General features: G+C 60.0%; 20 protein-coding genes. 14 read left to right on the forward strand and 6 right to left on the reverse strand.

The window, feature by feature from the left end; genetic code table 11:
* Positions 1 to 42: 42 nt before the first annotated feature.
* The 7 genes from ACUXV1_RS04530 to ACUXV1_RS04560 all read left to right on the forward strand — a co-directional run bounded on the left by ACUXV1_RS04530 (position 43) and on the right by ACUXV1_RS04560 (position 5,948).
* Positions 43 to 1,026, forward strand: coding sequence for a ribose-phosphate pyrophosphokinase (locus tag ACUXV1_RS04530; protein ID WP_043589892.1), 984 nt, complete (start codon positions 43 to 45; stop codon positions 1,024 to 1,026).
* A 60-nt stretch (positions 1,027 to 1,086) separates the two neighbouring features.
* Positions 1,087 to 1,374, forward strand: a complete 288-nt coding sequence (gene rplY, locus ACUXV1_RS04535) for a 50S ribosomal protein L25 (RefSeq protein ID WP_043589895.1) — start codon at positions 1,087 to 1,089, stop codon at positions 1,372 to 1,374.
* A 91-nt stretch (positions 1,375 to 1,465) separates the two neighbouring features.
* Positions 1,466 to 2,047 carry an aminoacyl-tRNA hydrolase gene (pth, locus tag ACUXV1_RS04540; protein WP_043637036.1) on the forward strand — a complete coding sequence of 194 codons (582 nt, stop codon included), beginning with the start codon at positions 1,466 to 1,468 and terminating at the stop codon, positions 2,045 to 2,047.
* 76 nt (positions 2,048 to 2,123) lie between these two features.
* A complete protein-coding gene (gene ychF, locus ACUXV1_RS04545) occupies positions 2,124 to 3,215 on the forward strand; it encodes a redox-regulated ATPase YchF (RefSeq protein ID WP_043637034.1) in 1,092 nt (363 codons plus the stop codon).
* A 122-nt stretch (positions 3,216 to 3,337) separates the two neighbouring features.
* Positions 3,338 to 4,312 carry a Wzz/FepE/Etk N-terminal domain-containing protein gene (locus ACUXV1_RS04550; RefSeq protein WP_446014505.1) on the forward strand — a complete coding sequence of 325 codons (975 nt, stop codon included), beginning with the start codon at positions 3,338 to 3,340 and terminating at the stop codon, positions 4,310 to 4,312.
* A 127-nt stretch (positions 4,313 to 4,439) separates the two neighbouring features.
* Positions 4,440 to 5,210 (forward strand): transporter substrate-binding domain-containing protein, encoded by a 771-nt coding sequence (locus tag ACUXV1_RS04555; protein ID WP_446014503.1) that lies wholly within the window; start codon positions 4,440 to 4,442, stop codon positions 5,208 to 5,210.
* A gap of 75 nt (positions 5,211 to 5,285) precedes the next feature.
* Positions 5,286 to 5,948 carry an amino acid ABC transporter permease gene (locus ACUXV1_RS04560; RefSeq protein WP_194427568.1) on the forward strand — a complete coding sequence of 221 codons (663 nt, stop codon included), beginning with the start codon at positions 5,286 to 5,288 and terminating at the stop codon, positions 5,946 to 5,948.
* A gap of 48 nt (positions 5,949 to 5,996) precedes the next feature.
* Here ACUXV1_RS04560 and ACUXV1_RS04565 read toward each other — a convergent pair whose 3' ends face one another.
* Positions 5,997 to 7,751, reverse strand: coding sequence for an AMP-dependent synthetase/ligase (locus ACUXV1_RS04565; protein WP_446014501.1), 1,755 nt, complete (start codon positions 7,749 to 7,751; stop codon positions 5,997 to 5,999).
* Positions 7,752 to 7,985: 234 nt separating this feature from the next.
* On the opposite strand from ACUXV1_RS04565, the gene ACUXV1_RS04570 reads away from it, so the two are divergent.
* The 3 genes from ACUXV1_RS04570 to ACUXV1_RS04580 all read left to right on the forward strand — a co-directional run bounded on the left by ACUXV1_RS04570 (position 7,986) and on the right by ACUXV1_RS04580 (position 11,117).
* A complete protein-coding gene (locus ACUXV1_RS04570) occupies positions 7,986 to 9,131 on the forward strand; it encodes a trans-sulfuration enzyme family protein (RefSeq protein WP_446014500.1) in 1,146 nt (381 codons plus the stop codon).
* Between the two features lie 67 nt (positions 9,132 to 9,198).
* Positions 9,199 to 10,254, forward strand: a complete 1,056-nt coding sequence (locus ACUXV1_RS04575) for an NAD(P)H-dependent flavin oxidoreductase (protein WP_446014498.1) — start codon at positions 9,199 to 9,201, stop codon at positions 10,252 to 10,254.
* An 80-nt stretch (positions 10,255 to 10,334) separates the two neighbouring features.
* The gene (locus ACUXV1_RS04580) at positions 10,335 to 11,117 is read left to right on the forward strand and encodes a ferredoxin--NADP reductase (protein ID WP_446014497.1); all 783 of its coding nucleotides are present in this window, start codon (positions 10,335 to 10,337) and stop codon (positions 11,115 to 11,117) included.
* 19 nt (positions 11,118 to 11,136) lie between these two features.
* Here ACUXV1_RS04580 and ACUXV1_RS04585 read toward each other — a convergent pair whose 3' ends face one another.
* Positions 11,137 to 11,586, reverse strand: coding sequence for a GNAT family N-acetyltransferase (locus ACUXV1_RS04585; protein WP_081555734.1), 450 nt, complete (start codon positions 11,584 to 11,586; stop codon positions 11,137 to 11,139).
* Positions 11,587 to 11,593: 7 nt separating this feature from the next.
* Positions 11,594 to 12,205 (reverse strand): LysE family translocator, encoded by a 612-nt coding sequence (locus ACUXV1_RS04590; RefSeq protein ID WP_043637009.1) that lies wholly within the window; start codon positions 12,203 to 12,205, stop codon positions 11,594 to 11,596.
* Between the two features lie 107 nt (positions 12,206 to 12,312).
* On the opposite strand from ACUXV1_RS04590, the gene ACUXV1_RS04595 reads away from it, so the two are divergent.
* Both ACUXV1_RS04595 and ACUXV1_RS04600 read left to right on the forward strand, forming a co-directional pair.
* Positions 12,313 to 12,699, forward strand: a complete 387-nt coding sequence (locus ACUXV1_RS04595; RefSeq protein WP_043637005.1) for a DUF488 domain-containing protein — start codon at positions 12,313 to 12,315, stop codon at positions 12,697 to 12,699.
* 62 nt (positions 12,700 to 12,761) lie between these two features.
* Complete coding sequence (locus ACUXV1_RS04600; RefSeq protein ID WP_081555763.1) at positions 12,762 to 13,391, forward strand: LysE family translocator; 630 nt, start codon at positions 12,762 to 12,764, stop codon at positions 13,389 to 13,391.
* A gap of 259 nt (positions 13,392 to 13,650) precedes the next feature.
* On the opposite strand, the gene ACUXV1_RS04605 is transcribed toward ACUXV1_RS04600, so the two are convergent.
* The 3 genes from ACUXV1_RS04605 to ACUXV1_RS04615 form a co-directional block, all read right to left on the reverse strand.
* Positions 13,651 to 15,084, reverse strand: a complete 1,434-nt coding sequence (locus ACUXV1_RS04605) for a sensor histidine kinase (RefSeq protein ID WP_446014494.1) — start codon at positions 15,082 to 15,084, stop codon at positions 13,651 to 13,653.
* 106 nt (positions 15,085 to 15,190) lie between these two features.
* A complete protein-coding gene (locus ACUXV1_RS04610) occupies positions 15,191 to 17,446 on the reverse strand; it encodes an Orn/Lys/Arg family decarboxylase (RefSeq protein WP_446014492.1) in 2,256 nt (751 codons plus the stop codon).
* A 436-nt stretch (positions 17,447 to 17,882) separates the two neighbouring features.
* Positions 17,883 to 19,403 carry a phospholipase D-like domain-containing protein gene (locus ACUXV1_RS04615; protein ID WP_052370502.1) on the reverse strand — a complete coding sequence of 507 codons (1,521 nt, stop codon included), beginning with the start codon at positions 19,401 to 19,403 and terminating at the stop codon, positions 17,883 to 17,885.
* Between the two features lie 282 nt (positions 19,404 to 19,685).
* On the opposite strand from ACUXV1_RS04615, the gene gltB reads away from it, so the two are divergent.
* A complete protein-coding gene (gene gltB / locus ACUXV1_RS04620) occupies positions 19,686 to 24,134 on the forward strand; it encodes a glutamate synthase large subunit (RefSeq protein ID WP_446014490.1) in 4,449 nt (1,482 codons plus the stop codon).
* Between the two features lie 99 nt (positions 24,135 to 24,233).
* The gene (locus ACUXV1_RS04625) at positions 24,234 to 25,646 is read left to right on the forward strand and encodes an FAD-dependent oxidoreductase (RefSeq protein ID WP_446014489.1); all 1,413 of its coding nucleotides are present in this window, start codon (positions 24,234 to 24,236) and stop codon (positions 25,644 to 25,646) included.
* Positions 25,647 to 25,923: the final 277 nt, after the last annotated feature.

Below are 25,923 nucleotides of genomic sequence, written 5' to 3' on the forward strand. Positions count from 1 at the left end.
CCCTTACACGCTTTTTCTTTATCTAGCTAAGGCACACGAATCATGGCGGCATACGACAGTTTGATGGTATTCACCGGGACTGCGAACCCGGAACTGGCCCAAAACGTAGTCAAACATCTGGATATCTCGTTGGGACGCGCCGACGTCGGCAAGTTCAGCGACGGCGAAGTGGCGGTGGAGCTGCTGGAAAACGTCCGTGGACGCGACGTGTTCATTCTGCAGTCGACCTGTGCGCCGACCAATGACAATCTGATGGAAATCCTGACTATGGCCGATGCGCTGAAACGCGCTTCGGCCGGTCGTATTACCGCGGCGATCCCGTACTTCGGCTATGCGCGCCAGGACCGCCGTCCGCGTTCCGCTCGCGTACCGATCTCCGCCAAGCTGGTGGCCAATATGCTGACCAGTGCCGGCATCGACCGCGTGCTGACCGTGGACCTGCACGCCGACCAGATTCAGGGCTTCTTCGATATCCCGGTGGACAACGTTTACGCGACGCCGGTGTTGCTGAAGGACATCCGCTCCCAGCGCATCGAAGACCTGATCGTGGTCAGCCCCGACGTGGGCGGCGTGGTGCGCGCCCGCGCGATGGCCAAGGCCTTGAACACCGACTTGGCCATCATCGACAAGCGTCGCCCCAAAGCCAATGTGGCCGAGGTGATGAATATCATCGGCGACGTGTCCGGCCGCACTTGCCTGATCGTCGACGACATGATCGACACCGCCAACACCCTGTGCAAGGCGGCCAGCGCTCTCAAGGAGCGCGGCGCCCAGCGCGTGCTGGCTTATGCGACTCACCCGATCTTCTCCGGTCAGGCGATTGATCGCATCAAGAATTCCGACATCGATATGGTGGTGGTGACCGACACCATCCCGTTGACCGCCGAGGCCAAAGCCTGCCCGAACATCCGGGTGGCCTCCATCGCCGGCCTGCTGGCCGAGACGCTGCGCCGGATCAACAACGAAGAATCGGTGTCTTACCTCTTCAATGAGGAACTGGTTGCGGCGGGCGCCTGCCTGCCGTGAACATCGGGCCCGCTGGTCGCGGCGGGCCGGGTGCTTTTAATCTGAAACTGGAGTTTTGCCATGTCTTTTGAATATACCGCCAGCAAGCGTGAAGAGTCGGGTACGAGTGCGAGCCGCCGCCTGCGTCACGCCGGCCAGGTTCCGGCCGTTGTTTACGGCGCTTCCAAAGAAGCCGTATCCATCGTTCTGGACCACAACACCATGTACTACGCGCTGAAGAACGAAGCGTTCCACACTTCCGTTCTGGATCTGGTGATCGACGGCCAGAAAGAACAAGTTAAAGTGGCTGCGTTCCAAATGCACCCGTACAAACAGCAAGTAATGCACATCGACTTCGCTCGCGTGTAATCTAGCTGCCGTGCCGTCTGACGGTAACGGTTGAAAAGCTCGTTGCTAGCCGTCGGCCCGCAACGAGCTTTTTCATTTGGAACAAGAGAATATGTCCGGCATTCGCCTGATAGTGGGCTTGGGCAACCCCGGCCCTGAATACGATAGAACGCGCCATAACGCCGGTTTCTGGCTGTTGGATGAGTTGTGCTGGCGCTATAAGGGAAATTGGCGCACGGACGGCAAGTTTCACGGCGATATCGCCCGCGTGGATATCGAGGGACAGGACGTCTGGCTGCTCAAACCGATGACCTATATGAATCTGTCCGGGCAGGCGGTGTTGGCGCTGGCTCATTTTTACAAGATTCTGCCGGATCAGATTCTCGTCGTGCACGACGAACTGGATCTGCCTCCGGGCGCGGCCCGCTTCAAGCAGGGCGGCGGCCATGGCGGCCACAATGGCTTGAAGGACATCGCGGCCCGCTTGGGCTCGCCGGCTTTCTGGCGCTTGCGTTTGGGCATCGGCCATCCGGGAGACCGCAACGAAGTCGCCAATTTCGTGTTGAAAAAGCCGCGCGCCGAGGAACAGCAGGGGCTGGACGAGGCGATCGAACAGGCTTTACGACAATTGCCTGCGGCCATCGGAGGCAAGATGGCGGCGGCGATGAAGGAATTGCACACCGCGGCCAAATGAGCGGCTGGGCAAACCGCCGGCTTGCGGCTATGCTGCGGCAGAACAAGATTTTTCAAGAATTCGAAGGAATGCGGACATGAGTCTGAAATGCGGTATCGTCGGCCTGCCCAATGTGGGCAAGTCCACCCTGTTCAATGCGCTGACCAAGGCTGGCATCGAGGCCGCCAACTATCCGTTCTGCACCATCGAGCCCAATGTCGGCATCGTGGAAGTACCGGACCAGCGTCTGGCCGAGCTGGCCAAGATCATCAATCCGCAACGCATCCAGCCGGCCATCGTCGAATTCGTCGACATCGCCGGCTTGGTGGCGGGCGCCTCCAAGGGCGAAGGCCTGGGCAACCAGTTTCTGGCCAATATCCGCGAGACCGACGCCATCGTCAACGTGGTGCGCTGCTTCGAGGATGAGAATATCGTTCACGTCGCCGGCAAGGTGGATCCTATCGCCGATATCGAAACCATAGGCACTGAGCTGGCGTTGGCCGATCTGTCCGCGGTGGAAAAGGCGATGAACCGCGAGGGCAAGAAGGCGAAATCCGGCGACAAGGATGCGCGCGCCTTGATCGCGGTGCTGGAAAAGCTGGTGCCGCATCTGGATCAAGGCTTGCCGGCGCGCTCGCTGGACCTGAGCCCGGAGGAGAGGGTCTTGGTCAAGCCGTTGTGTCTGCTGACGATCAAGCCGGCGATGTATGTGGCCAATGTGGCGGAAGACGGCTTCAGCAACAATCCGTTGCTGGAGCGAGTGCAGCAGCTGGCGGATAAAGAAGGCGCGCCGGTAGTGGCGCTATGCGCGGCGATCGAGTCCGAAATCGCGGAGCTGGAGGATGCCGACAAGGCCGAGTTCCTGGAAACCTTGGGCTTGGAAGAGCCGGGTCTGGATCGCCTGATTCGCGCCGGCTACAAGCTGTTGGGCCTGCAAACGTACTTTACCGCCGGCGTTAAGGAAGTGCGCGCTTGGACCATTCACATCGGCGACACCGCGCCGCAGGCGGCCGGCGTGATTCACACCGATTTCGAGCGCGGCTTCATCCGTGCGCAGACCATTGCCTATACTGACTTCATTGCGCTGGGCGGCGAGGCCAAGGCCAAGGAGGCCGGCAAGATGCGGGCCGAAGGCAAGGATTATGTGGTGCAAGACGGCGATGTGATGAACTTCTTATTTAATGTTTAATCATAATAATAATTAACTGAAGAAAAGGCATGTGGCTCTGGCGCATGCCTTTTTTTTGTAAGTAAAATGAGTAGGGATGGCGCATCATTCATGGACAAAAATCGGCAAAAGGAAAATGACAGTTGGAACAGCAGCGCGAAGTTTCAGATGAGATCAGCTTGGTCGATATTATTTTGTTCTGTAGAAAGCATTGGCGCTTGATGGTGATGTTGCCTGTGGTCGCGGTGATATTGGCGGTTGTCATTGTGATGAATATGCCACCCCGTTATACGGCGACTTCCTTGCTATTGGTGCCGGCACCGCTTGGCCCCCAGGGTGGCGCAAGTGTGTTGAAGGATAGTGCGATGCTGGACCGCGTCGTTACTGATTTTGAATTGGCCAAGCATTATGAACTAAGCTCTGCAGATAAGACTAAGTTGAATTTGTTGGATAATCTGAAGGTGGGTGCGGGCAAGGATGGCTTGCTTGAGGTCTCGGTCAGTGATGGGGATGCCTTATTCGCTGCAAAGCTGGCTAATTATCTGGTGGAGCAGGCCAGGCAGAGAATTTTGGATCTGCATGTCACTGAGCAAAGTAAAAAGTATCTGGTACTGCAAGAAAAGATCAAGGCGACACAGCAACAACTGTCTGTGGCACAACGTCAGTTGAACCAGCAGGGCGGCGGAGAGGCGTTGTTGAACAGTGAGTTGGCGCGGATCGTCGATGGATTTGCCCGGCTTGAAGTGCAAATGAATACGCAGCAGATGGAGGGGAGTAGTCCGCTGCAATCGTCTTTGCTGCAATTGCGAGCGGAACTGGAACGGTCGAATCCGCAGGCCAAGTCGATCTCTTCGCAGCAGTTGGCGATGTTGAGGAATTTTTTCTTCTATCGGGCGGCCCTGGAGGAGTTGCAAAAACAGGCTTTGGTGGGCAAGGCATTAGTGTCGCAAGAAGTGCAAGTGGTATTGCCGGCCAGTCCCCCTTTGGAAAAGGCGGGCCCGAGGCGTGCGTTAGTAGTGGCGTTGGCTGGTTTGTTGGGATTGGGCTTAGCGATATTGATTGGCATAGGACGCAATGTGCTTAGCTCTTCGCTGAGGCGGCTGCAACAGCTTGCTTGATGATAAGGCCGCTCTAGCGGCCTTTGTTCTATCTGGAACTTGTCAGTGGCTGTGTGCAATGATATTCTGAATTTTTGCACATTATGAATTCAAAATTCCAAAAGGTTATATTGATATGCGCAAGCTGATGACGGTTCTTGTAGTGGCAGGCTTGGCTGGCCAAGCGTTTGCGGCGGACTTGCTGGATACGGTCAAGCAGCGCGGCAGTTTGAAAATCGCTTTGGAAGGCACGTATCCGCCGTTCAACTTCAAGGACGCCAAGCAGCAATTGACTGGTTTTGATGTCGAGATTGCCACCGAAATCGCCAAGCGCCTGAAAGTAAAGCCGGAGTTCACCACCGCGGAGTGGAGCGGTCTGCTGGCGGGCTTGCAGGCCGGCAAGTTCGACATCGTGGTTAACCAGGTGGGCGTAACCGACAAGCGCAAGGAAGTGTTCGACTTTTCCCAGCCTTATACTTACTCCAGCGCGCAATTGATTGTGCGCAAGAACGAGGCCCGAGTATTCAAGAGCCTGGCGGATCTGAAAGGCAAGAAGTTGGGCGTGGGACAGGGCAGCAATTACGCCGATATGGCCAAGGCCGTGCCCGGCATCGAGGTGAAAACGTATCCCGGCGCGCCTGAATATCTGCAGGATCTGGCCAGCGGCCGTGTGGACGCGGCGCTGAACGACAGTTTACTGATTCCCTTTGCCATCAAGCAGGCGAAGCTGCCGTTGAAGGCCGGCGCCCCGGTGGGCGACGTGGCAACGATGGCTATCCCGTTCGCCAAGAACAATCCGCAGTTCAAGGTGGCGATTGACAAAGCTCTGGGCGATATGAAGACCGACGGCAGCTTCAAGAAGATCTCAGTCAAGTGGTTCGGCATCGACGTGTCGAAAGTGCCGGCGGCCAAGAAATAAGCGGCGCTCCTTTTTGAGTGAATAGGGCAAGACGCCCCTGCTTGCGCGGGGGCGTCGGTTTTTGGAAAAACGTGAATGACTGACTGGATTGTCCTGTTCGAATCGGCGCTGCCGGTGTTATTGCAAGGCGCGGGCTATACCTTGATGTTCGCTGTGGTCGCGATGGTGCTGGGGCTGGCGCTGGGCTTTATTGTGGCCTTCCTGCGCGTAGCCAGGGTGCCTTTGCTGGCGCAGGCGGCGGCTTTCTATGTCAGCGCAATGCGCGGCACCCCGCTCTTGGTGCAGATTTTCGTCATTTATTACGGTCTGCCCGGCGTGGGGATTGAATTGGGGCCGGTGACGGCGGGCATTCTGGCCTTGACCCTGAACGTGGCCGCCTACTTGTCGGAAAGCCTGCGCGGCGGCATTGCCGGCGTGCACCGGGGACAGTGGGACGCCGGCTTGTCCTTGGGCTTGAGCTGGTGGCAGACCATGTGTCACATCATCGTCCCGCAGGCGTTGCGCTTGTCGGTGCCCAGCTTGTCCAATTCGCTGATCAGCCTGATCAAGGACACTTCGCTGGTGTCGGTGATCACGGTGACCGAGCTGATGCTGGCGACCAAGGAAGTGATTGCCCAGACTTTCCAGCCCTTGCCGCTGTATCTGGCTGCGGCGGGGATCTACTGGGTGTTGAGCGCCAGCTTCGAGCGAGTGCAGCGCTATGTGGAGCGGCGCTTGGAGTTCGCACATAAGCGCTGACCGTCTCGCAATAAAAAACCCCGCGTTGCGGGGCTTTTCGCGTAGCGCTCAGGCCGGGGCGTAGAGGCTTTCTATCATTGCGCGGCAGCGTTCGGCAATGACCTTGCGGCGCAGCTTCAGCGTGGGCGCCAATTCGCCGGCGTCAACGCACCAGGGCTTGTCGATCAGCGTGAATTTCTTGATGTGTTCCCAGTTGCCGAAGTAGCGGTTGAAGCGTTTGATCTCGCGGTCTATCAACTCGACGATCTTGGGGTGGCTGCTCATCTCGCTGTCGGTGGTGTAGGCGATGCCGTGCTCGGCGCACCACTCCTTCAGTTTCTCGAAGAGCGGGACAATCAGCGCCGCCGCGTATTTCTGACCATCGCCCACTACCATGATCTGATCGATAAAGGCGGATTCCTTCAGTTTGTTCTCCAGCGCTTGCGGCGCAATGTATTTGCCGTTGCTGGTCTTGAACATTTCTTTTTTGCGATCGGTGATGCGCAGGTAGCCATGTTCCAGCACGCCGATGTCGCCCGTGTGCAGCCAGCCGTTTTTCAGCGCTTCGGCGGTGAGTTCGGGTTCCTTGTAATAGCCGAGCATGACATTGTCGCCGCGCACCAGGATTTCGCCATCGTCGGCCAGGCGCACTTCCACGCCGGGCAGGGGCAGGCCCACGCTGCCGATCCGGGTGTCCCGGGCATTGAATGGGTTAGCGGAGATCACCGGGGCGGACTCGGTCATGCCGTAACCTTCCGCCACAGAAACGCCGCAGGCCCAGAACAGGCGCGCCAGGCGCGGCTGCAGCGCGGCGGATCCGATATTGATCCATTTGAGTTCGCCGCCCATGGCCGCCCGCCATTTGCGGTAAACCAGCTTGTCGGCCAGCGCGTGCTTGGCGGCTTCCAGGGGGGAGCGCCGCGCATTGGGGTCGAAGCGCTCGGCCCGTTCCACCGCCCACAGATATAGGCGACGTTTGAGGCCGCTGAATTCTCGCGCCTTGCCCACAAGCTTGTCGTGCACTTTTTCCAGCACGCGAGGCACTGCGCTGAAAGTATGCGGACGAATGTCGGCAAGGGCGGAGGACAGGCATTCCACGCTGGAGAAATAGATCCCGGCGCTGCTGTACATATAGTAGAACACCCCGGCGCGCTCGAAGATGTGCGACAGCGGCAAAAAGCTCAGCGCGCGACACTCTCCGTGCGGCAGACGAGTGAACTCCGCGGTGGCGATGACGGTGCTGAGCACGTTGCGGTGCGACAGCATCACGCCTTTGGAGCGTCCAGTGGTCCCGGAGGTATAAATGATGGTGTAGACATCGTCCGGTTGGATTGCGTCACGGCGGCGCTCCAGCTCGGCTTGCCGCTCCGGATTGGCAAGGGCCAGGATCTCGGTCCAGGATGGGCAGCCTTCGATCTGTGCCAGACCATAGATCGGACAGCTGAATTTGCCCAGCGCCTCATGCAATTTGCGTTGCAATGCGGCATTGCCGACGAAAGCGAGCTTGACCTCGGCATGAGTCAGGATATAGCGTGCATCATCAAGGGTCATGGTGGGATAGAGCGGCACGCTGACGGCGCCGATTTGTTGCAACGCCAGATCGGCTAGCACCCATTCGATGGAGTTATCGGCGGCGATGGCGACTTTGTCGCCGCTGGCGATGCCCAACTCCAAGAGACCCAGACTGAAGCGGTTGACGCTGTCCGCAACTTCCTCGGTGGACAGCCTGCGCCATTCCTTGCCGGACTTCGCGGCGAGGCAGTCAGTGCGTGGGTGGCGTTCGAGTTGGCGGGGCAGGATGTCAAATACGCGTTCTAGCTTCATTCGTACAATTGTTTGAATGCGAAACGCTGCAAAATAGTCCTAAAGCGCGTGGATGTAAAGCCAAAGCTGCTAAAAATTTAGTCAAGATCAAGGGAGTTGCCGCCATTTTTGTGGTGGTTTCCTTGAAGTTTTCGAAAAATGATGAAAGAGTCATGGACGCGGCGCGCTAGGAGCTTGATTGCGGTCTGTTTGTCGGACAATGTAGGCAAGTAAATGATTTTTTGAGGAAAACCCGTGAAATTTGCAACCAGATCCATTCATGCCGGCTATGACAACGCAGATCATGGCAAGGCAGTGATGCCGCCGGTGTACCAGACTTCGGTGTTCGAATACGGGCATGTCGGAGAAGCCATGCCCTTTGTTTATGCCCGCACCGGCAATCCCACGCGGGCGGCGCTGGAGGCTTGCCTGGCCAGCCTGGAAAACGCCCGCCACGGCCTGGCCTTTGCCAGCGGCATGGCGGCCATAGACGCGGTGCTGCGCGCTTGCCTGAAGCCGGGCGACGAGGTGATCGCGGTGGCGGATCTTTATGGCGGCGCTTACCGCTTGCTGAGCAAGGTGATGGAGCCGGCTGGCGTCAAAGTCACTTTCGCGGATTTGAGCGATAGTCGGAGCCTGTCTGCGCTAATAAGCACGCGGACCAAGCTGCTGTGGCTGGAGTCGCCCACTAATCCGTTGTTGGGCATGGTGGACATCGCGGAGTTGTCCAAGATCGCGCATGCTCATGGCTCGCGAGTGGCGGTGGACAGCACTTTCGCCACGCCTTATTTACAGAATCCGCTCGATTTGGGCGCCGACATCGTTGTGCATTCCGCCACCAAGTATCTGGCCGGTCACTCCGACGTTTTGCTGGGCCTGGCTGCGGTCAACGACGATGCCTTGCATCGCGAAATCAAATTCATCCAGAACGCGGCCGGCGCGGTGCCGGGACCTCAGGATTGCTTCCTGACCCTGCGCGGCATCAAGACCCTGCATCTGCGTATGGATCGCCATTGCGATAACGCGGAGCGGGTGGCGAATTACCTGCAATCGCACCCCAAGGTGGAGCGGGTGTTCTTCCCAGGGCTGCCTGAGCATCCGGGGCATGGTTTGGCCCGCCGACAGATGCGTCGCTTCGGCGGCATCGTCAGCATCTGGCTTAAGGACGATAGCCGCGAGGCGGCCAGCAGATTGGCGGAGCGGCTGCGCTTGTTCGCGTTGGCGGAGTCGCTGGGTGGAGTCGAGTCGTTGATCAATCACAGTTATACGATGTCGCACGGCGGCATGCCGCCCGAGCAGAAGGCCCGGTTGGGGATCCGCGAAGGGGGGGTGAGACTGTCGATAGGCATAGAAGACATCGAGGACATCCTGGCTGATCTGGAGCAGGCTTTGGCGGACTGATTGAAGAGCGCGTCTGATAGCGCAGTCTTTCAACCGACGCCCGCGCGGGCGTAATCTGAGGATAAATATGGCTTCCGCTTTGTGTCGTCGCTGGCAGTTGCACACCCCTTTGATTCAGGCGCCGATGGCGGGCGGCGCCACTACCCCTACCTTGGTGGCCTCGGTCAGCCAGGCCGGCGGCCTGGGTTTCCTGGCGGCGGCGCTGCTGCCGCCGGAACGCCTGCTCAGCGAAGCCACCGCGGTGCGTCGCCTCACGGACAAGCCTTTCGGCATCAATCTATTTGTGCAGGAGGATCCCGTTCCCGGCAGGGAGGCCTTGGAACAGGCGCTGGAATGGCTGGCGCCGCTGCACCGTGAGCTGGGACTGCCGGCGCCGCAAATCCCGGAGCGCTTCTGTGAGCCGTTCGCACGTCAGTTCGAAGCGTTGCTGGAGGCTAAGCCGGCGGCGGCCAGCTTCACCTTCGGCATCCTCAACCGCAATCAGCTCAAATTGTTGAAGCAGGCCAAGATAGACGTGATTGGCACCGCCACCAATATGGCGGAAGGGTTGGCCTGGGCCGAACTGGGCGCTGACGCGATCTGCGCGCAGGGCCGAGAAGCGGGTGGCCATCGCGGCACTTTCATAGGCCGGCCGCAGGACAGCCTGCGGCCGACGCTGTCGCTGGTTTACGAATTGGCGCAGAACCAACCGCTGCCGGTGATCGCCGCCGGCGGCATCATGCATGGGCGCGACATCGCCGCCGCGATGCGTCACGGCGCCCAGGCGTGCCAGTTGGGCACCGCGTTCTTGCGTTGTCCGGAGTCCGGCATTTCCGCCTTGTGGAAAAGCGAGCTGGCCAAGGCCGCGCCCGGCGGCACCCGTTTGACCCGCGCGTTTTCCGGGCGCCACGCGCGCGGCCTGAGCAACCGTTATATGGAATTGATGGCCGACAAGGAAGATCTGGTGCCGGCTTATCCTGTGATGAACGCCTTGACCGGGCCCTTGCGAGCCGCGGCGGCCAAGGCAGAACTGTCTGATTTTCTATCCTTGTGGGCTGGCGAAAACGTGGCCGCCGGCCGGGAACTGCCGGCGGGGCAACTAGTCGCCACGCTGCATGAGGAATGGCTGGCCGCCTATCGTTGAGTGCCTCTGTGACGCCGGCTTGAAGCCGTAGCCGATCTGGAGGACAATACTTGAGTGATTTACTTGGGTATTGGCGAGCAATGGATACAGCGATCGAAGAGAAATACACGGTTCAACCCATTTTATGGTTGCGGCGCTGGGCGGACAATCTGCTCAGCTTCCGCTTGCGGCGGCCGGACGCCTATCGTTTTGAGCCAGGGCAGTTTGCGCGCTTGGGCCTGCCGCTGGGCGATCATGGCGGCCAAGTTTGGCGGGCGTACTCGATGTGTTCGGCGGTGACCGACGAGTATCTGGAGTTCTATTCCATCGTGGTGCCGGAAGGCCAGTTCAGTTCGCGCCTGGCGCAGTTGCAAGTGGGCGCAGAAGTGATGTTGGACAAGAAGGCGATGGGCTTCTTCTTGGCGGACCGGCTGCCGGCGGGTAAGGATCTGTGGCTGCTGGCTACTGGTACCGGCTTGGCGCCGTATTTGTCGATTCTGCAGGATCCGGGGCAGTGGCGGCGTTTCGAGCACATCGTGCTGGCGCACTGCGTGCGACGCGCCGAGGAGCTCAGCTACCAGGATTTCATCGCTGCTTTATGCGAGCATCCGTTGTGGGAAGAGCACGGCCATAAACTGCAATACCTGCCCATCCTGACGCGCGACGCGCCGGAAGGCCTGTTGGACGAGCGTATACCGGCCTTGCTGGCCAATGGACGTTTGGAGCGGGCGGCTGGGCTGTCGATGTCGCCGGAAGACTCGCGTTTCATGATCTGTGGCAACCCGGCCATGGTGGAGGACACCCATAGGCAATTGATGAAGATGGGCTACCGGATGAGCCGGCAAAGCGCGCCCGGCCACCTGGTATTGGAGAACGGCTGGTAGCCGTTACGCTCCAACAGACCTACAAGGCTTTGCTCATGAACAGGCTGAGCGGATCGGGGGCGTAGGCGCCGAATGGAAGGCAGGGGCTGAAGCCGGCGCGTTGGTACAGGCCGATGGCTTCTGGCTGGGACACGCCGGTTTCCAGTTTCAGCGCGGGTAGGCCGGCGGCGCGGGCTTCTTCCTCCAAGCGCCCCAGTAGCGCCTGCGCTACCCCCTTGCCGCGTTGGGACGGCGCCACGAACATGCGTTTGATCTCGCCGTAATCCTCATGCCGCACCAGTGCGGCACAGCCGGCGGCGGCGCCCTTCTCGTCGCGAGCAACAATGAAGCGAACCTGGGGCCGCTCCAGTGCCGAGGGGTCCATCAAGTGGTTGCTTTCCGCCGGGTAGAGGGCGGCCTGATATTCGTCCAGTTGGCGGATTAGCTCTAACACATCGTGTTGCCGCGGAGACTCCAATTGCAGATTCATGGCGTTTTTACTTGTTGGCGTTGGCGAGCAGAGCGCCGAATAGCAGAAATGTCATGCCGCCGGCCTTGTTCACCCATTTGCCTCCACGCTCGCTGGCCAGCCAGCGCCGCGCGCGCTGGGCGGTCAACGCGTACACGGTGTGAATCAGGATGATCAGGCTGCTGAAAGTGCCGACCAGCAGCAGAAATTGCGGCGCGTAAGCGCCTTGAGTGTCGATGAACTGCGGGAAAATGGATAGAAAGAAGAAGATGGACTTGGGGTTGGTCAGCTGTACCGCCATGCCTTCTCCAAAGCGTCGGGCAAAACCGCGCGGCTGGGTTTGAATCTCATCGAAGCGGAAAGCCGGCGCGCGCAGTAGTTTGACGCCCAGATAAAACAGATAAGCGGCGCCTATCCATTTCATCACGGTGAAGGCTAGCGCCGAGGCCGCCAGCAATAGGCCCAGGCTGGTAGCCGACACGCCGGCGACGATGAAGGAGCCGCAGGCAGTGCCGAGAATGCCGCCCATGGTGCCGCGCAGGCCGAAGCGCAGAGAATTGGTCAGGGTCATTAAAATGCCGGGGCCGGGGCTGAGCACGGTGGCCGCCGCCATCAGTAGATAAAGCGGATAGTGTTGCATGAGGATTGTTCTGGTTGGGGGCAGGCCCTTAGTCTACGCAGGGTTCGTCATCGATGACAATGTTGTTCCGCGCGGCGCACCGGCTGCGCTGTTTCGGAGAGCGAGCTATGACGATACGCGTCGTGCAATTGGGCAGTCCGCGTCACCCGCAGGAGGGCACGCGCATCGGTACGGTGCGGAGGCCGCCGCGCGGTGTACCCAAGGAGGCGTTTGCCAGCGGTGATTGGTACGACGTGTGGTTTCCCAACCTGGCGCCTAGCGCGGAGCTGGTAAAACAGGCGCAGGCCGCGCAGGGTCCCGCTGAATGGCAGGCTTTCGAGCGGGCGTATCGCGCGGAGATGAAGGCGCCGGCGCAAAGCCGCGAGCTGGATTTGCTGGCGGCGCTGTCGCACGGCAGCCACTTTTCCATCGGCTGTTACTGTCAGGACGAGGCGCGCTGCCACCGTTCGGTGCTGCGAGCTTTGCTGCGGGAACGCGGCGCGGCGCTGGATTGAGGCTTTGATTCCGTCGGGCTGGCTTGTATTATGGCAATTTGTATCTATTCGGAATGTCCGCCATGCCTGATTTGTCTACGCTATTGTTGTTCAGCCTCGCCTGCGTTGCGCTCGCGGCGACGCCGGGCCCGGATATGCTGCTGATCGCCAGCCGCAGCGCCAGCCAGGGTTGCAAGGCCGGTTTCGCCACCTTGGCGGGTATTCAGATGGGGACTTACTGCCATGCTCTGGCGGCGGCCTTCGGCTTGGCGCAGTTGTTCGCGCATGCGCCGATGGCCTACGATGCGGTGCGCATCGCCGGCGCCGCCTACCTGTTCTACCTCGCTTGGACCACGCTGCGTAGCGGCAGTGTGTTGAGCGTCCCCGGAGCGGCGGGCGCGCAGTCGATGCCGCGCATCGTGGCCCAAGGTCTGATTACCAACTTGCTCAACCCCAAGATGGCGCTTTTCGTGTTGGCTTTGTTCCCCCAATTCGTTCACCCGTCAGCTGGGCCGGTTTCCCTGCAGATCATGGTGTTGGCAACTGTGCTGAACGCGATCGGCCTGCTGATCAACGGCGCGATCATCTTGGCGGCCAGCCGTTTCGGGCGCGCGCTTGGCGACAAACTGGGAAGCAGCCGGCTGCCGCAATGGCTGCTGGCGTCTGTGTTTGGCGGGCTGGCTTTGCGGCTGGCGCTGGCGAGCAAGGACTGAGGCGTTACGGGCGACTGACAAAAATCAGTTTCACGCCTGAGAACGTGCTTACGATCTCGCGAGCTAAGGTGAAACAAGGCGAAAACAGCTGAGAAAGCGGAGTGTACACACGGTACATGAGCATTTCGACGCGGTTTTCAACGCTGTATCGCCGATGCGCAGCAGATCGTAAACAGGTTCTGAGGCAAGGCGCACCGACGCAGGCAGTACTTGTAACGGCAAGTCGGCGCAACGCGGCATCAGGGGCTTGTCAGCCGCTCTAGGCGCCGCGTTTGGCCCAGGGCAATATCAGCTGGGCGATGACGCCGCCGTTGGCGGCGTTTTGCACGTGCAGCTTGCCGCCTTGTGCCCGAGCCAGGGTTTCGCATAGCGGTAAACCCAGGCCCATGCCGCGGGAGCGAGTGGTGAAGAAGGGGAGGAAGATCTTGGGCAGGATGGCGTCGGGAATCCCTGGGCCGTTGTCTATGACCTTGAAGCGATAGTTGTGTCCGTCGCTTTCGCCGCTGATCACGATGCGGCCGCCTTGTTCTTGTAGCGCGTCGCAGGCGTTTTGCACCAGATTGTGCAGGATCTGTTCCAGCGCGGTGCGTTCCGCGCGGGGCCATTCGTCTGGGCTTAAGTTATGCCATTCCAGGGTGATGTTTTGGTTGGCCAGTTCGGCCTGACGTAGGAACAGCAGGGAATTCACCAGGGCGTCTGGGTCCAGCGGCGTGGTTTCAGTGGCTTTGGGATGGGCCAGCAGGCGGCTGAGCCGACTGATCAAGGCGGCGGCGCGACGCGCTTGCGCGCCGGTGGCCAGCAGCGTGTCGCGCACGGTTTCGCGCTGAGAGGGTTCGTCCAGCGTCCGCTCCAGCTGGCGGGTGTTGGCGATGATGGCGGTGAGCGGCGGGTTCAACTCCTGCGCCAGCCCGGCCATCATTTCATTCAGGGTGTTGAGCCGGGCTTGAGCGGCCAGCCGGTCCTGCTGCTGCTGGCGCTGTTGAGAGGCGCGTTGGCGATGTCTGGCGTACAAGGCGACGGCAACGGCTGCGAGCAGCGCGTTCCATAGCAGGATTTCCATCCAGGGCAAACTGTTCCAACTCAAGGCTGTGCGGCTGGATAGACGGAAGGGCTGGCTGGCGCTGGGCAGTTTGCGGTCCAGGCTCAGGTCCCAGTCATTGACCGGCGCGCCGGCCTTGCGTTGCAGCAATTCGATACGGTGGCCGCGCAATTGCAGGGAGATGTTTTCCAGCGGTTCGGGCAGTTCGGCTTGGACCAGCATGCGCAGCGGGTCGATCAGCAGCGCCCAGCCGTCGGGACTTTGCAGCCAGTAGCGCTGTTGAGCGTCGAAGCCGAGGACGGTCTGGTCTTGTTGCTGGGCCTGCCATAACAAGGCCAGCGGCGGGCGGAGACCGCCGGGGTCGCCATGCCATTGTTGTTGCCGCCAGTAACCCACCGCGCTGAGCTGAGGCATGGCGGTTTGCAGGCGCTTGAGCATGTCGGCCGGCAAACGGCTTTGTTCCGAGGCGGCCAAGGTGGCCAGCACCGCGTCGTGTTGCGAGGCTTTCTGGCTTAGCAGACGCAGGGCGATAAAGGATTCCTGGCGGAAGCGCTGCTCCAATTCGCCAAACTGGCGCCAGCCCAGCCATAGGCAGCCGGCCAGGCTGAGCAAGAGCCAGGCGATGAGGGCGTAACGGCGGTCCAATGACATCATGACGGCGATTATCGCACGCTGCCGCGAGCGCGCCAGCCTGGTGTGTTAAAGATTATTGTGTAGAAATTGTGGCGGCGGCGCGCTGGCGGAGCACCGCCGCCGTGCCTCATTTCACGCAGTCGACACAGTAGACCTTGCGGCCGTTAAGGTCCGTCGCCACCAACCCATGCACATCGGTCTCGAAACCGGGCAGCTCGCGGTTGAAGTCCTGAGCGAAGCGCAAGTAGTCAACGATGGTTTTGTTGAAACGCTCGCCGGGAATCAGCAAGGGGATGCCCGGCGGATAGGGTGTCAGCAGCACCGCGGTGACGCGGCCCTCCAACTGTTCCACCGGCACGCGTTCGATCTCGCGGTGGGCCATCTTGGCGAAGGCATCGGCAGGGCGCATGGCCGGCTCCATTTCCGACAGGTAGATCTCGGTGGTGATGCGCGCCACATCGTGCTTGCTGTAGAGCAGGTGGACGCGCTGGCACAGATCGCGCAGGCCGACGCGCTCGTATTGCGGGTATTTGGCGATGAACTCCGGCATGACCCGCCACATCGGCTGGTTCTTGTCGAAGTCGTCCTTGAACTGCTGCAGTAGGGAGATCAGCGTATTCCAGCGGCCTTTGGTGATGCCGATGGTGAACATGATGAAGAAGCTGTACAAGCCGGTTTTTTCCACCACCACGCCGTGCTCGGTCAGATACTTGGTGACGATGGCGGCGGGAATGCCCATCTCTTCGAAGCTGCCGTCCACATCCAGGCCCGGCGTCAGTACCGTGGCCTTGATCGGGTCTAGCATATTGAAGCTGTCCTCGATGCCGGCGAAGCCGTGCCAGCGCTCATCCGGCCGCAGTTGCCACTCGGCCGGGTCGCAGATGCCGTCGTCGGACAGGTCGTCCGGTCCCCAGACGCTGAACCACCAGTCGCGGCCGTATTCTTCGTCCACTTTGCGCATGGCGCGGCGGAAGTCCAGCGCCTCCACCAGCGATTCTTCCACCAACGCCTGTCCGCCCGGCTGTTCCATCATCGCCGCCGCCACATCGCAACTGGCGATGATGGAGTATTGCGGGCTGGTGGAGGTGTGCATCAGATAGGCCTCGTTGAACCAGGCGATGTCCAGCTGACGTTGTTCCGGGTCTTGCACCAGAATCTGCGAGGCCTGGCTGATGCCGGCCAGCAGCTTGTGCGTGGACTGGGTGGAGAAGATCAGGCTGTCCTTGCAGCGCGGCCGGCCTTCGCCGATGGCGTGGAAGTCTCCGTAGAAATCATGGAAGCCGGCGTGCGGCAGCCAGGCCTCGTCGAAGTGCAGGGTGTCGACCTCGCCGTCCAGCAGGTGCTTGATCTCCTCGACATTGTAGAGAATGCCGTCGTAGGTGGACTGAGTCAGCGTCAGGATACGCGGCTTGGTCTGCGGGTTCTTGGCCAGCGCGTCGCGGGCGAAGGGATTGGCCTGAATTTTCTTCTTGATATTGTCGAGCTGAAATTCGGATTTCGGAATCGGGCCGATGATGCCGTAGTGGTTGCGAGTTGGCATCAGGAACACTGGAATCGCTCCGGTCATCATGATGGCGTGCAGATTGGATTTGTGGCAGTTGCGGTCCACCAGCACGATGTCCCCGGCCGCCACGCAGCTGTGCCAGACGATCTTGTTGGAAGTAGAGGTGCCGTTGGTGACGAAGAACAGGTGGTCGGCGTTGAAGATGCGCGCGGCGTTGCGCTCGGAGGCGGCGATGGGGCCGGTGTGGTCCAGCAACTGGCCCAGTTCGTCCACCGCGTTGCAGACGTCGGCGCGTAGCATGTTTTCGCCGAAGAATTGGTGGAACATTTGGCCCACTGGGCTCTTCAGGAAGGCGACGCCGCCAGAGTGGCCGGGGCAGTGCCAGGAGTAAGAGCCGTCGTGGGCGTAGTCCACCAGCGCGCGGAAGAATGGAGGAGCCAGGCTATCCAGATAGCTTTTGGCCTCGCGGATGATGTGGCGGGCGACAAACTCCGGCGTGTCCTCGTGCATGTGGATGAAGCCGTGCAGCTCGCGCAGGATATCGTTGGGGATATGGCGCGCGGTGCGGGTTTCGCCGTACAGGTAGACAGGGATGTCCGGGTTGCGGCGGCGGATTTCCGCGACGAAGCCGTAGAGTTTGCCCAGCGCTTCCTGCGCCGCGTCTTCGGTGTGGAATTCCTCGTCGTCTATCGACAGGATGAAGCCGGCCGCGCGGCTTTGTTGCTGGGCGAAGGAGGTCAGATCGCCGTAGCTGGTGTAGCCGATCACGCTCATGCCTTCCGCCTCCATGGCGGCGGCGAGTTCGCGGATGCCGGAGCCGCTGGTGTTTTCCGAGCGGAAGTCCTCGTCGATGATTACGATGGGGAAATGAAAACGCATACCTGAGTCCTCAGTTGCTGTAACTCGGACACGCGCGGCGGGCGGGACGCGGGGAGGCCGCCGGTTCGCCGTGGGCGAATCCGGGACCGCGGGCACCTGTAACCCTTTGCGGTGTCACTCGGTGCGCGTTGGGGCGCAGTTCTGTACGCACGGGCAGACGCGAGGTCCGCCGCCGCCATGGAGGCTGGCCTTGAGGCGCGAATAAAAACAGGGCGCTTTGCGCCGCGGTCCGTAGCTGGCACGCATCTCATTCAGTTTGCGCGCGCTTCACGTCTGCCGGCCTGGAGAACATCCCAAGAAAGCGCGCATTTTAGACCTTTTGCTTGTCATGTTGTTGCGCAGCAAAAACTTTTCCCAGAAAAAAGCGGCTGGCGGCGGCCTCTCGTGGGGCGGCGGGGATGTATTGAAGACCTCGACCTAGGTCAAGGATTTGTTTTTAATCGCATTTGTCCTGGGGCGCGCCATCTTGAGCGCTTGCCGGCGCAGCCGGCGGCGGCTGTTGTTTTTTGCCACGTCTGGCCCAGTACAAGCCCAAGGCCTTGGCGACGATGGCCCCGCCGCTGAGCAGTAGCAAAAAGAGCAAGGGTGCCGCCACCAGCCAGGGAAAGAAAGCGATCAGGCTGGCGAAGATCAGCAGGGCCATGCCTATGGTCAGGAAGGCGGACGCTTCGCTGGCGTCGACATTGCGGGTGCCGCGCACCACCACGTCCAGCGCGTCGCCAATCCGCGCCGCCTGCCGCGCGGCGGCGCTAGCGCCGCTGAGGGCGGCGGTATGCGGCGGCAGCTGCAGGCCGTGATAGTCCTTGGGGCGGGGCTTGGTCAGCGTTGGTCGGCGGCGTTGCCCGGCCAGAATCACCTCGGTGGCGTGGTCCAGATCCCGCAGGAATTGCTCGGCCAGCTTTTCCGCCAAAGTCTGGTCTTCCACCGCCACGTCCAGTTCTCGGTTGGCGAGCCAACTGGAGAGGTTGAGATTGGTGGAGCCGATACGCGCCCAACGTCCATCCGCCACCGCGGTCTTGGCGTGGATCATCGGGCCGTCCCATTCGAAAACGCGAACGCCGGCTTCCAGCAGCGGGCGGTATTGGGTGCGCGATACAGTGGCGATCCAGCCGATGTCGCTGGAACGCGGCACCAGCAAGCGGACATCGACGCCGTCGCGCGCGGCCTGTTTCAGCGCGGTCAGATACATGCTGGTGCCCATGAAATAGGCGTCGGTCAGCCACAAGGTGCGCCGGGCGAAGCAGGCGATCAGCAAATCCAGCCGCATCATTTGCGCGGTAGCCGGCGTGGTGGCGATCAGACGCGCCGCTACCCCGCCGCAGTTCTCCGCCGGCGGCGGGGTTAGCCATTCCGCGGGCAGCGGGCTGCCGCAGCTGGCCCAGCTGTCGGCGAAGGCGGCCAGAGCGTCGGCCGCCAGCGGTCCGCTGAATTTGACGCCGGTATCGCGCCAGGGCTCTTGGCCGCGCTCCGGGCGACCTTCCCAACTGGAACTGATACACAGGCCGGACACAAAGACGGTTCGGCGATCAATCACGATCAATTTGCGATGATTGCGGCCCAGCATGCTGAGGCCTGCGGTCAGCGATGGCGGATTGTAGGCGCGTAGTTCCGCTCCCGCGGCCTGCAGCGGGGTGAAGAAACTGCCCAGATGCGTTTTCCAGCTGCCCAGCCAGTCGTACAGCACGCAGACCTTCACTCCGGCGCGGGCCTGTTCGGTCAGTAGATCCCGGATTCGCAGGCCAAATGCGTCGTTGGCGAAGATATACATCTCTATGAATACCGATTCCCGGCTATCGGCGATGGCTTGTTCCCATGCCGGGAAATTTTCCACGCTGTCGTAGAGCAGTTCCAGGTGATTGCCGCCCACCAGCGGGGCGCCGGCGGAACGTGAAAACGCCTGCTCGGCCAAGTGGCGGATCAGCTCCTGATTGGCGGGATGGGGAGACAGGATGGGCATTATTATTGGCTATTGTTTGACAATATACTTGTTTTGATTGAAATGGCCATTTTGGATGTCCTTGACAAGGTAGCTTGACAGTCGTTTTATTGAACGTCCGCGTCACAAAATCACAATTAATCCGTCGTAAAAATACGATTTTTCGACATCGAAAAATTAAAAAATACGATGTAACATAATGATTTTTATAGTCTAATGCGGTGCACAAAAACCGGTTGCAGGGTCAAGCTCCTTGCCCTTAGAATCGAAACATTCGTTTCACATTATAAGCAGGACAAAGCTATGGACAGACAACGCTGGCTACAGGGCACCCTGTACCATCCGGACTTCGAACAAGACAGCTGCGGTTTCGGCTTGATCGCCCAGCTTGACGATAAACCCAGTCACTGGCTGGTGAATACCGCCATTTCCTCGCTGGCCAAGCTGACTCATCGCGGGGCTGTGGCCGCCGACGGCAAGTCCGGCGATGGCTGTGGTCTGCTGTTTCGCAAGCCGGACGGGTTTTTGCGCGAAGTCGCCGCAGAGGCCGGCTTGACGCTGAAGCCAGTGTACGCCGCAGGGCTGGTGTTCCACCATCCCGATCCGGAGCAGGGGGAGCGCAGCTTGCGGCGTCTGCGCGAGTTTCTGGAGTCTCAAGGCTTGGAGGTGGCGGGTTTCCGACAGGTTCCCACCGACAACAGCGCCTGTGGGGAGGCGGCCTTGGCATCTCTGCCCGCCATGGTCCAGGTCTTTGTTAACTGTCCGTTCGGCATGGACGAATTAATGTTCCAGCGCCGTTTGTATATGGGTCGTCGCCAGGCTGAGAAAGCCAATAAGGCAGACGACCCGTTTTTTTATCTGCCGACTTTGTCGCCGCACACCCTGTCCTACAAAGGCTTGGTCACGCCGGAGAACCTGCCCAAATTTTTCCTGGATTTGAACGACTCCCGTTTCGAGTCCAGCCTGGCCGTGTTCCACCAGCGCTTCTCCACGAATACCTGGCCGCAATGGAAGCTGGCGCAGCCTTTCCGTTTTCTCGCTCACAACGGCGAAATCAACACTGTGCAGGGCAATCGTCATTGGGCGCGAGCGCGCGAGCGCATCATGGCATCTCCGCATCTGGACATGGACGCGGTGCGTCCCATCGTGCAGACCGACGGCTCCGACTCGATGTCGCTGGACAATATGCTGGAAGGCCTGCTGATGGGGGGCATTCCGCTGTTCCGCGCGCTGCGCCTGCTGGTGCCGCCGGCTTGGCAGAATGTCGATTCGACCGATAAGGATTTGCGCGCCTTTTACGAATTCAACTCCATGCATATGGAACCGTGGGACGGCCCGGCCGGCATTGTGCTCACCGACGGTCGCTACGCCGCCTGTATGCTGGATCGCAATGGCCTGCGGCCGGCGCGTTGGGTGCTGACACGCGACAATATCCTGACCATCGCCTCCGAAGTGGGGGTGTGGGACTACCATCCCGAAAATGTGGTGCGCAAGGGCCGGGTCAAGCCGGGCCAGCTGTTCGCCGCGGACCTGGCCACCGGCGAGCTGTTGTTGCCGGAGGAGATCGACGCCCAGCTCAAGAGCGCCAAGCCGTATCGGCAATGGATTAAGGACAGCGCCAAATATCTGGAGCTGTCGATCGAGGACGATGCCGGAGTCGAGCCTTTGTCCAAGGACGAACTGGCGCGTTTGCAGAAGCTGTTCAATATCAGCTTTGAAGAGAGAGACCAAATCCTGCGTGTACTGGCCGAAGACGGCCAGGAGGCGGTGGGCTCAATGGGAGACGACACCCCGATGGCGGTGTTGAGCCGGAAAGTGCGCTCGCCGTTTGATTATCTGCGCCAGCAATTCGCCCAGGTGACCAACCCGCCTATCGACCCCATCCGCGAAGCGGTGGTGATGTCGCTGAATACGGTGTTTGGGCCGGAACGCAATATGTTCGAAGAGAGCGCCGAGCACGCCAAGCGGCTGGAAGTGCGCTCTCCGGTGCTGTCGCACGAGAAATTCACCCGCGTGACCACGCGGCCGGAGCCTTATCTGAAGGCGACAACCTTTGATCTGTGCTACGACCCCACCGAAACCGATTTGCGCCAGGCATTGGAAACGCTGACCCGGCATGTCGTGGATGCGGTTCAGGAGGGCACGGTCATCGTGGTGCTGTCCGACCGCCATGTGACGGCGCAACGCCTCCCCATCCCGGCCTTGTTCGCCACCGGCGCGGTGCATCACGCATTGATCGACAGTGGTTTGCGTTGCAAGACCAATATTCTGGTGGAAACCGGCACAGTGCGCGACGCGCACCAGATGGCCTGCATCATCGGCTACGGCGCCACCGCGGTCTACCCTTACTTGGCTTACCAGAGCATCATCGAGTTGGTACAGAGCGGCGAGGTCAAACTCAAGCTTAACGAAGCCTTGCAGCACTATCGCAAGGGCATCAACAAGGGCTTGCTCAAAGTACTGTCCAAGATGGGTATCTCCACCATCGCTTCCTATCGCGGCGCGCAGCTGTTCGAAGCAGTGGGCATCCACGAAGAGGTGGTGGAGCTGTGCCTGAAGGGCACGGTGTCGCGAGTGTCCGGCGCGGGTTTCGCCGACTTCGAGGACGATCAGCGCAAGCTGGCGCGTTTCGCCTTCAACCCGATGCGGCCGATCTCACAGGGCGGCTTGCTCAAGTACGTGCACGGCGAGGAATACCACGCTTACAACCCAGATGTGGTGACCTTGCTGCAAAAGGCGGTGCAGAACGACGACTACCAGGCCTATCAGCAGTACGCCGAGGCGGTGAACCAACGCCCGGTGGCGATGCTGCGAGATCTGATGCAGGTGAAGCCATTGGGCGAGCCCATCTCTATCGACGAAGTGGAGCCGGTGGAAGCCATCCTCAAGCGTTTCGACTCCGCGGGCATGTCCCTGGGCGCTTTGTCGCCGGAGGCGCATGAAGCGCTGGCGATTGCGATGAACCGCCTGGGCGGCCGCTCCAACTCTGGCGAAGGCGGCGAGGACGCCGCGCGTTACGGCACAGAGAAAATGTCCAAGATCAAGCAGGTGGCTTCGGGGCGCTTCGGCGTTACGCCGCATTACCTGGTCAATGCCGAAGTGCTGCAGATCAAAGTGGCGCAAGGCGCCAAGCCGGGCGAGGGCGGCCAGCTGCCGGGCGACAAGGTGTCCGGCCTGATTGCGCGGCTGCGCCATGCCAAGGAAGGCATCAGCCTGATCTCGCCGCCGCCGCATCATGACATCTACTCTATCGAAGACTTGGCGCAACTGATTTTCGACCTCAAGCAGGTCAATCCGTCCGCGCTGGTGTCGGTCAAGCTGGTGGCCGAGCCCGGCGTCGGAACCATCGCCGCCGGCGTGGCCAAGGCCTACGCTGACCTGATCACTATTTCCGGCTACGACGGCGGCACCGGCGCCTCGCCGCTGACCTCGGTCAAATACGCAGGCTCCCCATGGGAGCTGGGCTTGTCTGAGGCGCAGCAAGTGCTGCGCGCCAATGGCCTGCGCGGCCGGGTGCGGGTGCAGACCGACGGCGGCTTGAAGACCGGCCTGGATGTGATCAAGGCGGCGATGATGGGCGCGGAAAGCTTTGGCTTCGGCACCGGCCCGATGGTGGCGCTGGGCTGCAAATACCTGCGCATCTGCCATCTGAACAACTGCGCCACCGGCGTGGCTACCCAGGAAATCAAGCTGCGCTCCAAATACTTCACCGGCTTGCCGGAAATGGTGATGAACTATTTCCTGTTCATCGCGCGTGAAACCCGCGAGTGGATGGCCAAGCTGGGCGTGCGCAACATGGAAGAGCTGATCGGTCGGATGGACTTGCTGAGCCTGGCGGCCGGAGACACCGACAAGCAGCAGAAGCTGGACCTGTCGCCCTTGTTGTCTCAAGGCCGGGTGCCGGACAGCGAGCCGCGTTTCTGCGTCAGCGCCAGCAATCCTTCCTTTGACAAGGGCGAATTGGCGGAAACCATTCTACAGGACGCCTTGTCCGCCATCCACAATAAGCAGATGCTGGAACTGAGCTACCCCATCGAGAACACCCACCGTTCCATCGGCGCGCGCTTGTCCGGCGAGATCGCCCGCGTTCATGGAGCCGCTGGCTTGCCGTTCGGCTGCCTCAAGATCAAGTTCAGTGGCAGCGCCGGGCAAAGCTTCGGCGTGTGGAACGCATCCGGCTTGCACCTAGAGCTGGAAGGCGACGCCAACGACTATGTAGGCAAAGGCATGGCCGGCGGCCGAGTGACCATCTATCCGCCCAAGAGCGCGGGATATCGGGCAGGCGAGTCCATCATCATCGGCAATACCTGTCTCTACGGGGCTACCGGTGGGCAGTTGTTCGCCGCAGGCGTGGCGGGAGAGCGTTTCGGGGTGCGCAACTCCGGCGCGCTGGCCGTTATCGAAGGCGCCGGCGACCATTGCTGCGAATACATGACCGGCGGCACGGTCATCGTGCTCGGCGAAACCGGCTACAACTTCGGAGCCGGCATGACAGGCGGCTTCGCCTTCGTCTACGACCCGAATGAGAAATTCGCTTATCGCTACAACAACGAGCTGATCGATATCCACCTGATCAACGGCGAGGCCATGGGTATGTACCGCGCCTATCTATTGGAAAAGATCGCCAAGCACGTTGAATTGACTGGTTCCGAGACGGCCAAGGCGATGCTGGAGAACTTCGACGATTACGTTGATTACTTCTGGCTGGTCAAACCCAAGGCGGCCAAGCTCGACAGCCTGCTCAAGGACTAAGACGGCACGACCGAGCCGCGTGGGCGCGGCCTGGTCAAATCACCTCATTAAAAGCCCGGCCGCCTGTGAGCGGCGGGCCCAGCAAGACAGGAAACAACCATGAGCGATGTTTTCCAATTCATGAAGCTTTCGCGCAACTCCGGCGACAAGGTCGACGCTTCGGTGCGCAAGATCGAATTCAAAGAAATCTACCAGCCCCTGCATAGCGTGGATGCGGCTGAGCAGGCTGGCCGCTGCTTATCCTGTGGCAACCCATATTGCGAATGGGAGTGCCCGGTGCACAACTACATCCCCAACTGGCTGAAGCTGGTGGAGGAAGGACGTTTGTTCGAGGCGGCGGAAATGTCGCACAAAACCAATAGCCTGCCGGAAATCTGCGGTAGGGTTTGCCCGCAAGACCGTCTGTGCGAAGGCGCTTGCACCTTGAACCAAGGCGGCTTCGGCGCGGTCTCCATCGGCAGCATCGAAAAATATATCACTGATGAGGCCTTCAAGGCAGGGTGGCGTCCGGACATGTCCAAGGTGGTGTGGACGGATAAGAAAGTTGCTATTATCGGGGCCGGTCCTGCAGGCTTGGCCTGTGCTGACGTACTGGTTCGCAATGGCGTCAAGGCCGTTGTTTATGACCGTTACGAAGAAATCGGCGGATTGTTGACCTTCGGTATTCCTGAATTCAAGCTGGAAAAGTCCGTGATCAAGCGTCGCCGCGAGATCATGGAAGGTATGGGAGTGGAGTTCGTGCTCAATACCGAGATCGGCAAAGATATCCAGATTGAAGAGTTGCTGGAACAATACGACGCTATCTTCATGGGTATGGGCGCTTACAAGTATATGAAAGGCGGCTTTCCCGGAGAGGATTTACCTGGAGTGTTGGAGGCTTTGCCTTATTTGATCAATAATGTGCGCCAAGGCTTGGGTACCTTGCCTCAGGACGAAGAAGCCATTTCCATGCGAGGCAAGCGCGTGCTGGTGTTGGGGGGGGGGGACACGGCGATGGACTGCAACCGTACCGCGATACGTCAAGGCGCAAAAAGTGTTATCTGTGCCTACCGGCGCGATGAGGCGAATATGCCGGGCTCCAAGCGTGAGGTGGCAAATGCGAAGGAAGAGGGCGTTGACTTCCTCTGGAATCGTCAGCCCCTCTCTATAGAGCCGATGATAAACGGTACTCTGGCCGTGAAATTGGCTGAAACCTACCTTGGAGAACCCGATGCCAAAGGCCGCCGCAACGCAGAGATTGTACCGGGTAGTGAAGAAATCGTAGAATGCGACCATGTCATCATAGCCTTCGGCTTCCAGGCCGAAGCAGCTTCATGGTCGGAGAGGCAAGGCATAGCGGTTGCAGCGAACGGTCGCACCCTAGCGGCCGAGTATGGAGAGCACAAATATCAGACCAGCAACCCCAAAGTATTTGCCGGTGGAGACATGGTTCGTGGTGCAGATTTGGTGGTGCGGGCGGTGTTTGAGGGGAGGGAAGCTGCTGAGGGGCTCTTGGGTTGTCTCTGTCTTTAGATGGCGAGAACAGAGTGTTTGGGATAGGCACTGCTTTTACCATAAGCTTAGCTTCCAGTCACTCTTGTCTTGTGTTGTAGGTGAATTTTGAGAGAGTGTGTAGGAACGTGAGTGATTAATGGGTGTAGAAGTTGGCAGATTTGAGAGGTAAGCCTAACGATGCAGGCCACTTGTCATGGTATTAGGTGCAAAGTACTAATTATTATCGAAATAAAGTGATTTTGAGTCGCGATTAATGTTATTGTATTCGGTTTTATAATTTTTGTTGTGGTGTGTT

The sequence above is a fragment of the Chromobacterium sp. W521 genome, from assembly GCF_052805975.1.

Bases quoted from the DNA above. Each gene is read 5' to 3' on its own strand.
- ACUXV1_RS04530 (WP_043589892.1), top strand. From the start codon at position 43: ATGGCGGCATACGACAGTTTGATGGTATTCACCGGGACTGCGAACCCG.
- rplY (WP_043589895.1), top strand. From the start codon at position 1,087: ATGTCTTTTGAATATACCGCCAGCAAGCGTGAAGAGTCGGGTACGAGT.
- pth (WP_043637036.1), top strand. From the start codon at position 1,466: ATGTCCGGCATTCGCCTGATAGTGGGCTTGGGCAACCCCGGCCCTGAA.
- ychF (WP_043637034.1), top strand. From the start codon at position 2,124: ATGAGTCTGAAATGCGGTATCGTCGGCCTGCCCAATGTGGGCAAGTCC.
- ACUXV1_RS04555 (WP_446014503.1), top strand. From the start codon at position 4,440: ATGACGGTTCTTGTAGTGGCAGGCTTGGCTGGCCAAGCGTTTGCGGCG.
- ACUXV1_RS04560 (WP_194427568.1), top strand. From the start codon at position 5,286: ATGACTGACTGGATTGTCCTGTTCGAATCGGCGCTGCCGGTGTTATTG.
- ACUXV1_RS04565 (WP_446014501.1), bottom strand. From the start codon at position 7,751: ATGAAGCTAGAACGCGTATTTGACATCCTGCCCCGCCAACTCGAACGC.
- ACUXV1_RS04575 (WP_446014498.1), top strand. From the start codon at position 9,199: ATGGCTTCCGCTTTGTGTCGTCGCTGGCAGTTGCACACCCCTTTGATT.
- ACUXV1_RS04580 (WP_446014497.1), top strand. From the start codon at position 10,335: ATGGATACAGCGATCGAAGAGAAATACACGGTTCAACCCATTTTATGG.
- ACUXV1_RS04585 (WP_081555734.1), bottom strand. From the start codon at position 11,586: ATGAATCTGCAATTGGAGTCTCCGCGGCAACACGATGTGTTAGAGCTA.
- ACUXV1_RS04590 (WP_043637009.1), bottom strand. From the start codon at position 12,205: ATGCAACACTATCCGCTTTATCTACTGATGGCGGCGGCCACCGTGCTC.
- ACUXV1_RS04595 (WP_043637005.1), top strand. From the start codon at position 12,313: ATGACGATACGCGTCGTGCAATTGGGCAGTCCGCGTCACCCGCAGGAG.
- ACUXV1_RS04600 (WP_081555763.1), top strand. From the start codon at position 12,762: ATGCCTGATTTGTCTACGCTATTGTTGTTCAGCCTCGCCTGCGTTGCG.
- ACUXV1_RS04605 (WP_446014494.1), bottom strand. From the start codon at position 15,084: ATGATGTCATTGGACCGCCGTTACGCCCTCATCGCCTGGCTCTTGCTC.
- ACUXV1_RS04610 (WP_446014492.1), bottom strand. From the start codon at position 17,446: ATGCGTTTTCATTTCCCCATCGTAATCATCGACGAGGACTTCCGCTCG.
- ACUXV1_RS04615 (WP_052370502.1), bottom strand. From the start codon at position 19,403: ATGCCCATCCTGTCTCCCCATCCCGCCAATCAGGAGCTGATCCGCCAC.
- gltB (WP_446014490.1), top strand. From the start codon at position 19,686: ATGGACAGACAACGCTGGCTACAGGGCACCCTGTACCATCCGGACTTC.
- ACUXV1_RS04625 (WP_446014489.1), top strand. From the start codon at position 24,234: ATGAGCGATGTTTTCCAATTCATGAAGCTTTCGCGCAACTCCGGCGAC.